Source organism: Streptomyces luteireticuli (assembly GCF_041519305.1).
Taxonomy (GTDB): Bacteria; Actinomycetota; Actinomycetes; order Streptomycetales; family Streptomycetaceae; genus Streptomyces; species Streptomyces luteireticuli.
Genome location: NZ_CP167927.1, coordinates 3,356,792 through 3,369,845 on the forward strand (window position 1 = coordinate 3,356,792; position 13,054 = coordinate 3,369,845).

A 13,054-nucleotide genomic window follows, 5' to 3' on the forward strand; every position below is an offset into this window, starting at 1 on the left:
CCGGATTCCCCTGCGGACGCAAAGACGGACAGTCAGCTCGACGGCGTCCCAACCACGATGTCCTCTACCGGCGGCCGAGTGCCCTCGACGACGTGCTTCAGGCTCTCGATGATATTTCCTGCCTGGACGTTGAGACGCTCGGACTCGTTCGCCTCCCATGTCGGGCTCATATGGGCTGCAGCAGCATGGCTATGCGCCGCATCAACCAGCACCGCCAAGTCCTTCGTGAGATCCTCGATCTGCTTCAGCACAGAACGGACACCCGCCTTCTTCGTGTCGGCGAGCTCACGATCGCTGGGTGGCGGCGGCAGCGTTTGGAACAGCGGCCGCTGAGTCTGCCTGCCCGACGTCGGCGCTGATGCAGGCGCGGTGTACGGGGGTCTGGGCAGGCGTGTGCCCGTTCCCTTGGGGAACGCATCGTCGAACCATGCCTGGTCGGCGACCTTGCCGACGACATCGACGATTCCGAAAGCGTCGACACGCCGCAGAGCCCGCCCCTCCTCCATAGCCGCTGCCATCTCTCGCAGCAGTCCCACTGCCTGTGCCCTCCGGGCGTTCATGGCAGCAAGCACGTCCGTGATACCGCGCCGATCCCTGGCGGTGGGCCCAGACTCGCCGTCCGCGCTGCGGTTGGCTTGGGCGCCCATGGAGCCTCGATCGGCGTCGACGAGCTTGAATGCAGCCAGCCACTGCGGCGCCCGGTAGCGGACCAGCTCGGCAAACGCATCGTCCTCCTTATCCGCGACGGCCAGCAATTGCACGGCACTCTTGCCGCTGATAGCGATGCCAGCACGGGCGTTTGCGACCGGGACAGTGCTGTCATCCACGCGCGGGTTCCACGCCGTCGACCAGCTCACCGAGCACAACGCGGAGTACGCACGCAATCGCTCGACCGTGTGCTGCGAGTTCAGCTGCTCACCGTCGGGCTCGGCCATCGCCTTGCGTATCAGGCGACGGCGGCGGTCTCCTGCGGCCGGGAAGAACTGGGCAAGCAACAGCCTGCATCGCAGGTCTCGCTGCTCGCAAACCCCCACGTCGGGAGGACACTCGGGCAACCGCGTAACCGGTAGGTCTCCAGCGAGCACGTCGAACTCGGTTTTCTTGATGATCCCAGCAGCTCGGTACTCCGCCAGGACTCGGCGACCGATCGCACGCTCCTGATCATTTGCCGTGAAACCCAGGTTTGCGTGGATATGGTCGCGCCGGTTCCCGGCCTGCGCCGCTTGGTACAAAAGCTCAGGATTGGCACATCCAACAATGAGCCTGGCGTCGACGACGGCAACCTGGAGCGCGAGCCGCGCCGGGTCATCGTCTGAATCAGCATGCTCCAGCTCGGCATTCCGCTCAGCCGCCCACAGCTGAAGGGCGGCGGTCACGTCCGGTGCTGTGAGCAATGCCGCCTGGTCACTTTTCAGGATCTGATGACGGCTCTTCGTCCGGTTGTTGCCCTTGACTGTGGGCCAGGCCCAGAAATCGCCTTCAGGGGTGCGGTAGACCTGCGCGACCATCAGGCAGGGGACCGCCTGTCCATTCAGCAGGAGGTCTTCAGTGAGGTCGTAGCGTCGGCGACCGTCATCTTCAGCGAGAAGCTCCGCAGCGCGGCTGATCACCTCCACCACGCGCTTGGCACTCGCCATCGTGACGCTCAGCGCGGCTGCGGGCTTGTTGTCGAGGCCGCGCCAGACCTCGATCGGCGGGAGCATCCACTGAGCTGTGGCCGAGGCTGGGTTGGCCGGGGAGGTCCAGCAGGTGTTCTTGCGTTCGTTGCGCTCCCAGGTGCTGCCAGCGCAACCGAACAGCCGCACAGACAGCTCCAGGGCCCCCTCACCGTCGGGCTGCCGGCTCAGACGATCAGGGTGGATCCGTTCGCGGCCGTCCTGGGTGATGACCAGGCGATCGACCGGCTCGGCGATGTAGGCAAATGCGGCGGCCAACGCCTCGCGGGGCGCATCGATACCGTCGGTAGCCAGTGCGGCCTCGACTAAGCGAACGACATCCTCGGACTTGTGCGGGTTCGGGTACTCGGATAAGGACTCGCTGGTCACGATTTGTGAAACCCCTGACACTTAGAGCGAAAAGACGACGAGATGCTAACGCCCTGGCGGGACCGGGTGCGGGCTATCGCCTGAAGTCGCGCGCCCTCCTACGCCAACTGCACCGGGAACTGGGCGTGAAGCCTCCGCGCGGCTCATTCAGGCCCAACGAGACCGCTGCCGCCTCACAGGCTGCTCGGGCGCAGCGGATGGCGAGCCCGCCCCTCCGGTGGATACACGGTGGCATAGACAGCAAACGTCACCCCGACCATCCCTCCTCCGCAGGTCAGTCCCCCTGATCCCTTCGGGTGCGCCTTGCCGGCGTGAAAACATGGCTGCGGCGCCTGCCCGCCGATGCCGGTAGCTCGTTGGGACGTTGAGCCCGTAGGTCAGTCTGGTGCCGGGGCCGCAGAGGGGCCACGCACTGTTGCCATCGAGCACGCCGGTCAGATTCTCGCTCCCCCCGCGGCCCCCTGGGCAGGCGTCGGCCCGTACGGATCGATACCGGGGAGTGGCGCATGGCGGACACCGACGACAGCGGTGGCGTCGAGGAGATCGAGCAGGCCGAGGAGCTCGTGGCCCGTGTCGCGGCGATCGATATCGCCAAGGCGTCGGGCATGGTCTGTGTGCGGGTGCCGCATGAGGACAAGCCCGGCAAGCGCGTGCAGCGGGTCTTCAACACCGTCGCGACCAGCGGCGCGATCCTGGACCTGGCCGACCACCTGATCTGCCAGGGCGTCACCCGGGTGGTGATGGAGGCGACGTCGACCTATTGGAAGCCGTACTTCTTCCTGCTGGAGTCGCGTGGTCTGGAGTGCTGGCTGGTCAACGCCCGTGACGTCAAGAACGTCCCGGGCCGGCCCAAGACCGACCGCCTGGACGCGGTCTGGCTGGCCAAGCTCACCGAACGCGGCATGCTCCGGCCCTCGTTCGTGCCCCCGAAGCCGGTCCGTGAACTGCGCGATCTGACCCGGGCCCGGGCGGTCATGACGCACGAGCGCACCCGCCACAAGCAGCGCACCGAGAAACTCCTCGAGGACGCCCAGATCAAGCTGTCCACCGTGATCGCCGACATCTTCGGCGTCTCCGGACGCGCGATGCTGGAGGCACTGATCGCGGGCGAGCGCAGCCCCAAGGCCCTGGCGGACCTGGCCCACGGCACGATCAAGGCCAGCCACAGCACCCTGGCCGAGGCCCTGACCGGCCGGTTCGAAGAGCACCACGCATTCATGTGCCGGATGCTGCTGGACACCGTCGACCACCTCACCGTGCAGATCGACAAGCTCACCGCCCGGATCACCCTGCGTCTGACCGAACTGTCCACCACCGAGGACGACGAAGGCCCCGGACAGGGCACCCTGATGCCGATCACCGACACCGAGCGCCTCGACGAGATCCCCGGCGTCGGCCCCGGCACCGCGCAGGTCATCCTCGCCGAGATCGGCCTGGACATGTCGGTCTTCCCCACCGCCGGCCATCTCGTGTCCTGGGCGAAACTCTCCCCACGCACCCTGCAGTCCGGAAACAGGAACACCTCCGGCCCCACCGGCAGGGGCAACCCCTGGCTCCGCGGCGCCCTCGGCGAAGCAGCGATCTCCGCCGCACGGACCGACACTTTCCTCGGCGCCCGCTACCGCAGGATCACCAAACACCGTGGCCACATGAAAGCCCTGGTCGCCGTCGCCCGCTCCATCCTGGTGTCCGTCTGGCACCTCATGAACGACCCGACCGCCCGTTACCGAGACCTCGGCGCCGACTTCCACACCCGCAACCTCGACCCGGGCCGCAAAAGCCGAGACCTCGTCCGCCAGCTCAAGGCCCTCGGCCACGACGTCACCCTCACCCCGGCAGCCGCCTGACAACACTCGACGCTCTCAGCACACGCCACCGGGGGCTACTTCGCCATGCCCACCTGACCGCTGAGTTTTCCGGTCAGAGGGGCGATTGCCTCAAAGTCCCTATGTCTCTTCTAAGCGCTTGGCCGCAGGTTCGAGTCCTGCCGGGGGCGCTCCGTTTTTCTTGTACGCCTCTCCCCGGTCGGGAGAGGCGTTTTCGGTGGGACCTACCCCTGCAGCTTCAGATAGCGCAGGACCTCGTCGAAGAGCTTCTCGCCCTGGGTGCGGGCCTTGCCCTTCTCCGGCATCGTGACCTCCAGCAACCAGGCGCCGTTCTTGGCCTTGTTGACGATGACCCGGGTGTGGCTGAAGCCCTTGGGGTCGTTGGTGTCGGCGAAGGACTTGCGGTAGACGGTGGCGACGTCGGCGGTGTCGCGGCCCTCGAAGGGCTTGGCGTCCGAGACCGTCACCGCCGCGTTGTTGACGGCGGAGACCTCGCCCTTCTCGAAGCGGGTCTTCAGCTTGCGGGCCTCCTCGTGGGCCGAGCCGACGGTGACGCGCTTCTCCTTGTCCTCCTCCTTGCGGGTCAGGGAGATGGTGTAGACGCCGCCCGGGTCCTTGAAGGAGACGACCCGTCCGTCGGGGTCGATGCTCTTGGCGTAGTCCTCGGGGACGGTGATGGACGCCCGTACGATCTCGGGTTCGTCGCGGACCTTCCAGTGGAGCGGGGTCGCCGGGCCGTAGCCGAAGGGGTTGATCGCCACGACGGCCACCGCGGCGCCGACGACGACCAGGCCGGTGCCCAGGGTCCATTGGGCCTTGCGGTTGCGGTGGAGGATCGGGGGGATCCAGCGGTTGCCCGGAACGGGAGGTGCGGGACGCGGGGCCGGGAGCGCCAGGGACTCCAGGGACTCGCGGATCTCCGGGGCCGCCGGGCGGGCCGCGGGGTCCTTGCTGAGGAGGCGGGTCAGCAGGGCGGTGAACGCCTCGGGGCCGCGCGTCGGACGCGGGGGTTCCGCGGAGAGGATGGCCTGCATCGTCGCCTGGGCGTTGGTGCGGCGGAACGGGGACATGCCCTCGACGGCCGCGTAGAGGACGACGCCGAGGGACCAGAGGTCGGAGGCGGGGCCGGGGTGCTGGCCCAGCGCCCGTTCCGGAGCCACATACTCCGGGGAGCCGACGAAGCCGCCGGTCTCCGTCAGGCCCTGCTCGCCCTCGATGCGCGCGATGCCGAAGTCGGTGAGGACGACCCGGTCCTCGGCGCCGAGCAGGATGTTGTCCGGTTTGACGTCCCGGTGGAGCACGCCCGCCGCGTGCGCCGCGGTGAGCGCGCCCAGGACGGCCAGGCCGATCCGGGCCGCCTCGCGGGGGTCCAGGGTTCCGCCGTCGAGACGGTCGGCCAGCGACCGGCCGCGGACCAGCTCCATGACGATCCAGGGACGGCCGTCCTCGATCACCACGTCGTGGACGGCGACGACCGAGGGGTGGGCGACGCGGGCCGCCGCCCGGGCCTCCTGCCGCATGCGCTGGTGGACGTTGTGCCGCACGGACTCCGGCAGGTGGTCGGGGACGCGCGGCTCCTTGACGGCGACCTCGCGGTCGACGACCTCGTCGTGCGCCTTCCAGACCGTGCCCATCCCGCCGTGGCCCAGCCGGGAGACCAGCCGGTAGCGGCCGCCCACCCGGCGGCCGGCACCGGGCTCCGCGCCCGCGGCCCCGTCGCCGGCCGACGTCATGAACGACGCGTCCTGCGTCCCTCCGGACGGTCCGGCTCCGGCATAAGGATTCGGCCATTCCGCGGCCGGCGGCCGCAGGTCGTAGCTCGTGGGCTCCCCCGCCCGTCCCCCATCATTCGTCATGCCCCCATCATCGCTTGACGGGCCGACAGGAACCGTCAGGGGTTCCGCAGGAGCGTATCGGCGTATTAGCGTGGGAAACCGGGCGCGGGACACGGGCCTGAATTCTGCTCGGACCGGTACGAGTTGGATTCCGCGAGAAGCGCGAGAAGGACGAGAGACCGAAAAGGACCTGCGTCAGTGCCCCACGGAAGACTGCTCGCCGTCAGCGACCTGCACATCGCCTACGCCGAGAACCGCACGATCACCGAGCAACTGCGCCCCGGCTCGGACGACGACTGGCTGATCGTCGCCGGGGACGTCGCCGAGCAGTACGCCGACGTCGAGTGGGCCCTGCGGCTGCTCGCCGGCCGCTTCGCCAAGGTGATCTGGGCGCCCGGGAACCACGAGTTGTGGACCCCGCCCAAGGACCCCTGCGACCTGCGCGGCGAGAAGCGCTACCTGCGCCTGGTGGAGCTCTGCCGGGAGCTGGGCGTCGCCACGCCCGAGGACCCCTACCCCGTCTGGGAGGGCGAGGGCGGCCCGGTGGCCGTCGCCCCGCTGTTCGTCCTCTACGACTACTCGTTCCGGGTGCCGGGGGCGGACACCAAGGAGGAGTCCCTGCGGCGGGCCTACGAGTCCGGCGTGGTCTGCACCGACGAGCACTTCCTGCACCCCGACCCGTACCCCACCCGCGAGGACTGGTGCCGGGCCCGCGTCGAGTACACCGAGCGCCGTCTCGCCGAACTCGGCCCGGAGCTGCGGCCCGTCCTCATCAACCACTGGCCGCTGCTGCGCGACCCCACCCGGATCCTGCGCTACCCCGACTTCGCGCAGTGGTGCGGCACCACGCTCACCGCCGACTGGCACGTGCGCTTCCGCGCCGCGGCCGCCGTCTACGGCCATCTGCACATCCCCCGCGTCTCCTGGCACGACGGGGTGCGCTTCGAGGAGGTCTCGGTCGGCTATCCGCGCGAGTGGCGCAAGCGCCCGGCGCGCGAGCCGCTGCGCCAGATCCTCCCGCAGCCGGTGGACCGCCCCGGGGACGTGTGGTGATCAAGGAATGATCGAGGAATGATCGAGGAACTGCTGCCCTCCGGGGCCGTCGCCGAGGACACCTTCACCGACGCCACCGACAATCCCGCGAGCGTCCTCTTCCCCGAGGAGGCGGACCGCATCGCCCGCGCCGTGCCGCGCCGGCAGCGCGAGTACGCCACCGTGCGCGTGTGCGCGCGGAGGGCGCTGGGCCGGCTCGGGTACGCGCCCGTCCCGCTGCTCTCCAGCAAGCGGGGGGCACCGCAGTGGCCGGACGGAGTCGTCGGTTCCATGACGCACTGCCAGGGCTACCGGGCCGCCGTCGTGGCCCGCGCCGGCGACCTCGCGTCCGTCGGCATAGACGCCGAGCCCAACGGCCCGCTGCCGGACGGGGTGCTGGACACCATCGCCCTGCCCTCCGAGAAGGAGTGGATCGCCGCGCTGTCGGCCGCGCGGCCCGCCGTGCACTGGGACCGGCTGCTGTTCAGCGCCAAGGAGAGCGTGTTCAAGACCTGGTACCCGCTGACCGGTCTGGAGCTGGACTTCGACGAGGCGGAGCTGACCGTGGACCCGGTCGCGGGGACGTTCGCGGCCCGGCTCCTGGTGCCCGGCCCGGTCGTCGAGGGCCGCCGGCTGGACGGCTTCGCGGGCCGCTGGACCGTGGGGAACGGCCTGGTGGTGACGGCGATAGCGCTGCCGCTCGCGCCCGCGCCGGACGAGGAGCGCGGCGAGGAGGCGTACGCCCACAGCCCGTCGGGCGCCTGAAGCCGGGGCGGGTACGGGGGTGAAGACGGGGGCGGGCCGACGGGACGGAACGATTCACCGCGATCCGTGAGCGGTCCTCGTGAACGGTCCTCGTGAACGGTTCCGCAATCCGGCCACCCCCTCCTAAGCTGGACAACCGCACTGTGGTTCGAGCAGTTGACAAGCACGGGGGGTGCTGCGTGTCTCACCTTCGGACACGTGACGAGTTATCGGCCCGGCCTTTCCCACGGGGTGCCGTCGCGACGGAAGCGACGGCCCCGTGCGCGAAGGGCTTCGCCGCACAGGAGACGGCCGTGAACGGGGGGTTCACCGGCATCGATCCGGACGGCCCCGCCTTCCTCGCCTCGCTCGGCGGCCTCGTCGCCGGATCGGGGGCGGCGGTGGACGCGGTCCTGCCGGGACGGCCGGCCGAGGCGCGGCAGATGTGCACGGCGCTGCTGCGGCTCCTGCGCACGGACCGGATCGCCGAGTTGAGACTGCTGCGCACCACCGCGTCCCCGGCCGGCGGGACGGTGCAGGACCTGGCACCCGATCCCGACTGCGCCGCGCGGATCCGGGTGACCGACACCCCGATCCCCGAGGTCATCATCGTCAACGGCCGGGCGGCGCTGGTGCGTTGCGGTGTCGCCGGGGGGCGGCGGGCCTCGCTGGTGCACGCGCCCGATGTGGTCAGGACGCTCCAGGCGCTGTTCTCGGGGGTGTGGCGGACGGCCGCCCCCCTGGGCGGGCCCCTGCGCGACCCCGCCTTCGGGCTCTCCGAGGGCGCCCACCGCGTCCTGCGGCAGATGTGCACGGGCGACACGGACGCCGCCGCGGCCCGCGAACTGTCCATCTCCGTAAGGACCTACCGGCGGCACGCGGCCGAGATCCTCCGGGTCCTGGGCGTCACCTCGCGCTTCCAGGCCGGGGTGCGGGCCATGGAACTGGGGCTGTTGAAGAGCGGCGGTCCCGTCCGCTGACACAGCACCACTGTTGACGCAGCACTGCCGTTGACACAACACTGCGGGGCCGTCCGATGAGGACGGCCCCGCAGTGCTTCCGGCCGGAGAAGCGGACTGGCTACTTGCTGACGCAGACGTTTCCGCTCGCCGCGTTCAGCAGGCCGACGATGTCGATGGTGTTGCCGCAGAAGTTGATCGGGAGGTGGATCGGGACCTGGATCACGTTCCCGGAGACGACACCCGGGGAGCCGACGGCGGCCCCCTTCGCGGCGTCGTCAGCGAGAGCGGTGCCAGTGACGCCGGCAAGAGTGGCGCCCACGGTGGCGGTGAGGACGGCTGCCTTGGCGATTCGTGACATGGGGGGTGACACCTTTGTTCGGTCTGACAGGGTCGAACTCACGGCCGTAGGAGGCCGGAGCTCGGATCAACGTCCGTTGACCGCAAAGGTTTCGTCCGTGCGGCGGACGGGTGACGGAGTACGGTCACCGCGCCCGCGGCGGCACTCGCGTGCCGTCTGTACAGTCGCCGCGCCGCACCGCTACAAGGGACGGGGGACAACCGGTGTGGGAGGCAACGATGCGCAGGATCGCGATCGTCGGTGCGGGACAGGCGGGTCTGCACCTGGCGCTGGGACTCCTCCGGGCCGCGCCCGGGGCGTACGAGGTGCTGCTGGTCTCCGACCGCCGGCCGGAGGAGATCCGCGCCGGCCGGGTGCAGTCCACGCAGCAGATGTTCGGCCCGGCCCGCGCCCTGGAGCGGGCGGCCGGGCTGAACCTGTGGGACGGGGAGGTCCCCTGGATCGAGGGCATGCGGCTGACCACCGCCGACCCGCCGGGGGTGGCCGCCCGGACGATCGCCGCCGATCTGGAGGAGCCGGCCCAGTCGGTGGACCTGCGGGTGAAGACGGCGCGCTGGCTGGAGCTGTTCGAGGAGGAGGGCGGCCGGGCCGAGTACCGCGCGGTGACCGCGGACGACCTGCCGGCGCTGGCCGCGGCCCACGACCTCACGCTGGTGGCCTCCGGGCGCGGCGACCTCGGCGCGGTCTTCGGCCGCGACGAGCGGCACAGCCCCTTCACCGAGCCGCAGCGCGCCCTCGCCGTCGTCTATGTGCACGGTGTCGCGCCCCATCCGGAGTGGCCCGCGCACATGCGGATGACCGGCTGTCCCGGGGTGGGCGAGCTGATGGTCCTGCCCGGGCTGACGCTCTCCGGGCCCTGCACGATGCTGCTGTGGGAGGCCGTCCCGGGCGGCCCGTTCGACCGCTGGCGCGACCGGCCCGGACCGGCCGAGGCGCTGGAGCGCTCGCTGGAGCTGATGCGTGCCTGGTCGCCCTGGGAGTACGAACGGTGCGCGGCGGCCGTGCCGACGGACGAGGGGGCCGTGCTGACCGGGGCGTTCGCCCCCGTCGTACGCCACCCGGTCGCCGAGGTGGCCCCGGAGTCGTACGTCCTGGGCATGGCGGACGCGGTCGTCCTCAACGACCCGGTCACCGGGCAGGGCTCCAACAACGCGGCGCACTGCGCCGACCACTATCTGCGGGCCGTCCTCGACCGCGGCGACGAGCCGTTCGACCGGGCGTGGATGCACGCCGCGTTCGCCCCCTGGTGGGAGCGGGCCCGGCACACCGTGGCCTTCACCAACACCGTGCTGCGTCCGCTGCCGCCGCACGTCCGGGCCGTGCTGACCGCCGCCGCCGGCCGCCCGGACATCGCCCACCGCTACGTCAACGGCTTCCCCGACCCGGCCGGGTACCGGGACTGGCTGCTCGACGCCGACCGGGCGGAGGCCTACCTGGCCGCCCTGGGATAGCGTGGCCGGGTGAGCACGAGAACGTGGGGCGGTACCGGGCAGGGGCCCGTGGTCTGCGCCGTCTCCCTCGGCGGCGCGCTCGGCGCCGCGGCCCGTTACGGGGCGGGGCTGCTGTGGCCGACGGCCGACGGGGCCTTCCCGTGGACGACGTTCCTCGTCAATGTGACGGGCTGTGCGCTGATCGGCGTCCTGATGGCGACGATCGACGGGTACGGCGCCCCGCACCGGCTGGTCCGGCCGTTCCTCGGCACGGGGGTGCTGGGTGGCTACACGACGTTCTCCACCTACGCGGTCGACGTCCAGCGCTTCATGGCGGACGGGCGGACCGCGACCGGGCTGGCGTACCTCGTGGCCACGCCGCTCGCCGCGCTGGCGGCGGTGTGGGCGGCGGCGGGTGCGACGCGCCGGGTGATCGAGGGGCAGGTGCGATGACGGCACTCCGACTGACCGTGTTCGTCGGCGAGTCCGACATGGCGTCCCACGGCCGGCCTCTCTACACCGAGATCGTGCACCGGGCGCACCGGGCGGGGCTCGCGGGCGCGAGCGTCTTCCGCGGGATCGAGGGCTTCGGCGCGTCGTCGCGGGTCCATACGGCGCGGCTGCTGTCGCTGAGCGAGGAGTTGCCGGTGGCGGTGGTGATCGTGGACGCGGAGCCGCGCGTGCGGGGGTTCCTGCCCGTGCTGGACGAGCTCCTCGGCCCGGACGGGCGCGGTCTGGTGACCCTCGACGCGACCGAGGTCCACCGCGGGTGAACTGGCTTCTCGTCGTCGCCGGCGCGATGGCCGGCGCTCCCCTGCGCTATCTGACCGACCGGGCCGTACAGGCGCGTCATGACTCGGTGTTCCCGTGGGGGACGTTCACGGTGAATGTGGTGGGGTGCCTGGTGTTGGGGGTGGTGACGGGGGCGGCGCCGTCGGCCGTGCGGCTGGCGTTGGGGACGGGGTTCTGCGGGGCGTTGACGACGTATTCGACGTTCTCGTACGAGACGTTGCGGTTGGGGCGGGATGGTGCCCGCGGGTACGCGCTGATGAACGTCGCGGTCAGCGTGGTGGCGGGGGTTGCGGCGGCGTTCGGTGGCGTGTGGCTGGGCGCCAGGTTGCTCTAGCCTCAGACACCGGACGGGCTGGTCCCCAAGTGCTCCAGCAGCACATCCCACAACTCCCGCGCCGCCCGCGGCGGTGGCGCGTCCTTGCGGTGGGCCACCGCCACCGTGCGCCGCATCCGGTCGCCCTCGAACGGCGTCACCCTCAGCCCCGACCGCCCCGCCACCATCCCCGGCACCACCGCCACGCCCAGCCCCGCCCGTACGAAGCCCAGTACCGCGTCCATCTCGCCGCCCTCCACCGTGAACGTCGGCTCGAAGCCGGACGCGCGGCAGGCGGCGATCGTCATCTCGCGGAGGTCGTAGCCGCGGCGGAACATCACCAGGGGGAGCCGGCGGAGGTCCTCGACGCGCATGCGGTGCCGGCGGACCGGGGCCGGCACCGACGGCGACGAGACGACCACCAGGTCCTCCCTGAGCAGCTCCGTCGTCTCCAGCGCGGGCGCCCCGACGCCCAGCGGCGTGATGATCAGGGCCAGGTCCAGGCCCCCGGCCGCCAGGCTGCGCACCAGGTCCTGCGAGCCCCCCTCGTCGATGAGGAGCTCGATCCCGGGGAACCGGGCGTGGTACTCGCGCAGCACGTCCGGCACCAGGCTCGCGCACAGGCTCGGCGGCGCCCCCAGCCGCACCCGCCCCCGCCGCAGCTGGGCCACCTCCTGGACCTCGCGCCGCGCGGTGTCCGTGTCCGCGAGGATCCGCCGCGCCAGCGGCAGCAGCGCCTCCCCCGCGTCGGTCAGCGTGATGTTGCCGCGCGCCCGGTGGAAGAGGTCGGCGCCCAGCTCCCGTTCCAGGGCGCGGATCTGCTGGGACAGCGACGGCTGGGCGATGTGCAGCGCCTCGGCGGCACGGGTGAAGTGACGGAGTTCGGCGACCGTCGCGAAGTAGCGGAGCTGTTGGAGTTGCATCACCACCAGAGTAGATAGGAGATGCCTATGGAAACCAGCGATCCCATGTCTTGGACGCATCGAAGGTTGCCGACTTAGCGTCGGCGGCATGGCATTGGCGACCCGGGCGGAGCACTCCCCGTCCCTCATCGGATCCGTGTGGCACTCGACCGTCGGCAAGAAGGCGGTCATGGCGGCCACCGGCCTGATCATGCTGGCGTACCTGGTCGCCCACATGCTGGGCAACCTGAAGATCTTCTTCGGGGCCGGGGAGTTCAACCACTACGCGCACTGGCTCCGCACGATCGGCGGCCCGGTCCTGCACTACGAGTGGTTCCTGTGGATCGTGCGCGCCGGGCTCGGCGCGTCCGTCGTGCTGCACGGCGTCGCCGCGTACCAGCTCAGCCGCCGCGACCTGGCCGCGCGCCCCGCGAAGTACGAGCGCCGGCGGGCCCGCGCGAGCTATGCGACGCGCACCATGCGCTGGGGCGGGGTCATCCTCGGGCTGTTCATCGTCTGGCACATCCTCGACCTCACCACCCTCACCGTGAACCCCAACGCGCAGCAGGGGCACCCGTACGAGAACCTCGTCGCGTCCTTCGACCGCTGGTACGTCGACATCATCTACATCGTCGCGATGCTCGCCCTCGGCCTGCACATCCGGCACGGCTTCTGGAGCGCCGCCCAGACGCTGGGCGCCAACTCCCCGCGCCGCGACCGGGCGTTCAAGGCCACCGCCAACGGCCTCGCCGCGCTGCTGACCCTCGGCTTCGTCGCCGTCCCGATCGGCGTCATGACAGGAATCGTGAGCTGAC

The 13,054-nt window shown here is 70.9% G+C and carries 13 protein-coding genes; 9 read left to right on the plus strand and 4 right to left on the minus strand.

Annotated elements, in window-relative coordinates; all coding sequences use genetic code 11:
• Positions 1–32: 32 nt before the first annotated feature.
• Positions 33–2,045, minus strand: coding sequence for a hypothetical protein (locus AB8735_RS14755; protein ID WP_372407772.1), 2,013 nt, complete (start codon positions 2,043–2,045; stop codon positions 33–35).
• Between the two features lie 506 nt (positions 2,046–2,551).
• Here AB8735_RS14755 and AB8735_RS14760 point away from each other — a divergent pair.
• Positions 2,552–3,892: an IS110 family transposase gene (locus AB8735_RS14760; RefSeq protein ID WP_372406596.1), complete on the plus strand. Its 1,341-nt coding sequence runs from the start codon at positions 2,552–2,554 to the stop codon at positions 3,890–3,892.
• Between the two features lie 203 nt (positions 3,893–4,095).
• Here AB8735_RS14760 and AB8735_RS14765 read toward each other — a convergent pair whose 3' ends face one another.
• The gene (locus tag AB8735_RS14765; RefSeq protein WP_372407773.1) at positions 4,096–5,727 is read right to left on the minus strand and encodes a serine/threonine-protein kinase; all 1,632 of its coding nucleotides are present in this window, start codon (positions 5,725–5,727) and stop codon (positions 4,096–4,098) included.
• Positions 5,728–5,904: 177 nt separating this feature from the next.
• Here AB8735_RS14765 and AB8735_RS14770 point away from each other — a divergent pair, with 177 nt between their 5' ends.
• From AB8735_RS14770 to AB8735_RS14780, 3 genes are all read left to right on the plus strand, one after another.
• Positions 5,905–6,759, plus strand: coding sequence for a metallophosphoesterase (locus AB8735_RS14770; protein ID WP_372407774.1), 855 nt, complete (start codon positions 5,905–5,907; stop codon positions 6,757–6,759).
• Positions 6,760–6,777: 18 nt separating this feature from the next.
• Positions 6,778–7,503, plus strand: coding sequence for a 4'-phosphopantetheinyl transferase (locus AB8735_RS14775; RefSeq protein WP_372407776.1), 726 nt, complete (start codon positions 6,778–6,780; stop codon positions 7,501–7,503).
• A gap of 293 nt (positions 7,504–7,796) precedes the next feature.
• Complete coding sequence (locus AB8735_RS14780; protein WP_372407778.1) at positions 7,797–8,462, plus strand: response regulator transcription factor; 666 nt, start codon at positions 7,797–7,799, stop codon at positions 8,460–8,462.
• A 100-nt stretch (positions 8,463–8,562) separates the two neighbouring features.
• Here the strand turns inward: AB8735_RS14780 and AB8735_RS14785 are convergent, their stop codons facing one another.
• Positions 8,563–8,802, minus strand: coding sequence for a chaplin (locus tag AB8735_RS14785; protein WP_372407779.1), 240 nt, complete (start codon positions 8,800–8,802; stop codon positions 8,563–8,565).
• 218 nt (positions 8,803–9,020) lie between these two features.
• Here AB8735_RS14785 and AB8735_RS14790 point away from each other — a divergent pair, with 218 nt between their 5' ends.
• Genes AB8735_RS14790 through crcB form a run of 4 tightly spaced genes read left to right on the plus strand, consistent with a single transcriptional unit; the run spans position 9,021 to position 11,358 of the window.
• On the plus strand, positions 9,021–10,253 hold the full coding sequence (locus tag AB8735_RS14790; RefSeq protein ID WP_344031214.1) for a styrene monooxygenase/indole monooxygenase family protein: 1,233 nt from the start codon (positions 9,021–9,023) through the stop codon (positions 10,251–10,253).
• A 9-nt stretch (positions 10,254–10,262) separates the two neighbouring features.
• Complete coding sequence (locus AB8735_RS14795) at positions 10,263–10,685, plus strand: CrcB family protein (protein ID WP_372407782.1); 423 nt, start codon at positions 10,263–10,265, stop codon at positions 10,683–10,685.
• Complete coding sequence (locus tag AB8735_RS14800) at positions 10,682–11,005, plus strand: DUF190 domain-containing protein (protein ID WP_372407784.1); 324 nt, start codon at positions 10,682–10,684, stop codon at positions 11,003–11,005. The genes AB8735_RS14795 and AB8735_RS14800 overlap by 4 nt, the downstream gene beginning before the upstream one ends.
• Positions 11,002–11,358, plus strand: coding sequence for a fluoride efflux transporter CrcB (gene crcB / locus AB8735_RS14805; RefSeq protein WP_372407787.1), 357 nt, complete (start codon positions 11,002–11,004; stop codon positions 11,356–11,358). The genes AB8735_RS14800 and crcB overlap by 4 nt, the downstream gene beginning before the upstream one ends.
• Before the next feature lie 2 nt (positions 11,359–11,360).
• Here crcB and AB8735_RS14810 read toward each other — a convergent pair whose 3' ends face one another.
• The gene (locus AB8735_RS14810) at positions 11,361–12,260 is read right to left on the minus strand and encodes a LysR substrate-binding domain-containing protein (protein ID WP_344031206.1); all 900 of its coding nucleotides are present in this window, start codon (positions 12,258–12,260) and stop codon (positions 11,361–11,363) included.
• Between the two features lie 88 nt (positions 12,261–12,348).
• Between AB8735_RS14810 and AB8735_RS14815 the strand changes: the two genes are divergently transcribed.
• The gene (locus tag AB8735_RS14815) at positions 12,349–13,053 is read left to right on the plus strand and encodes a succinate dehydrogenase cytochrome b subunit (RefSeq protein ID WP_372407788.1); all 705 of its coding nucleotides are present in this window, start codon (positions 12,349–12,351) and stop codon (positions 13,051–13,053) included.
• Position 13,054 lies beyond the last annotated feature (1 nt).

Excerpts from the sequence above, each read along its gene's own strand:
- AB8735_RS14760 (WP_372406596.1), top strand. The coding sequence starts at position 2,552 with ATGGCGGACACCGACGACAGCGGTGGCGTCGAGGAGATCGAGCAGGCC.
- AB8735_RS14765 (WP_372407773.1), bottom strand. The coding sequence starts at position 5,727 with ATGACGAATGATGGGGGACGGGCGGGGGAGCCCACGAGCTACGACCTG.
- AB8735_RS14775 (WP_372407776.1), top strand. The coding sequence starts at position 6,778 with ATGATCGAGGAACTGCTGCCCTCCGGGGCCGTCGCCGAGGACACCTTC.
- AB8735_RS14785 (WP_372407779.1), bottom strand. The coding sequence starts at position 8,802 with ATGTCACGAATCGCCAAGGCAGCCGTCCTCACCGCCACCGTGGGCGCC.
- AB8735_RS14790 (WP_344031214.1), top strand. The coding sequence starts at position 9,021 with ATGCGCAGGATCGCGATCGTCGGTGCGGGACAGGCGGGTCTGCACCTG.
- AB8735_RS14800 (WP_372407784.1), top strand. The coding sequence starts at position 10,682 with ATGACGGCACTCCGACTGACCGTGTTCGTCGGCGAGTCCGACATGGCG.
- AB8735_RS14810 (WP_344031206.1), bottom strand. The coding sequence starts at position 12,260 with ATGCAACTCCAACAGCTCCGCTACTTCGCGACGGTCGCCGAACTCCGT.
- AB8735_RS14815 (WP_372407788.1), top strand. The coding sequence starts at position 12,349 with ATGGCATTGGCGACCCGGGCGGAGCACTCCCCGTCCCTCATCGGATCC.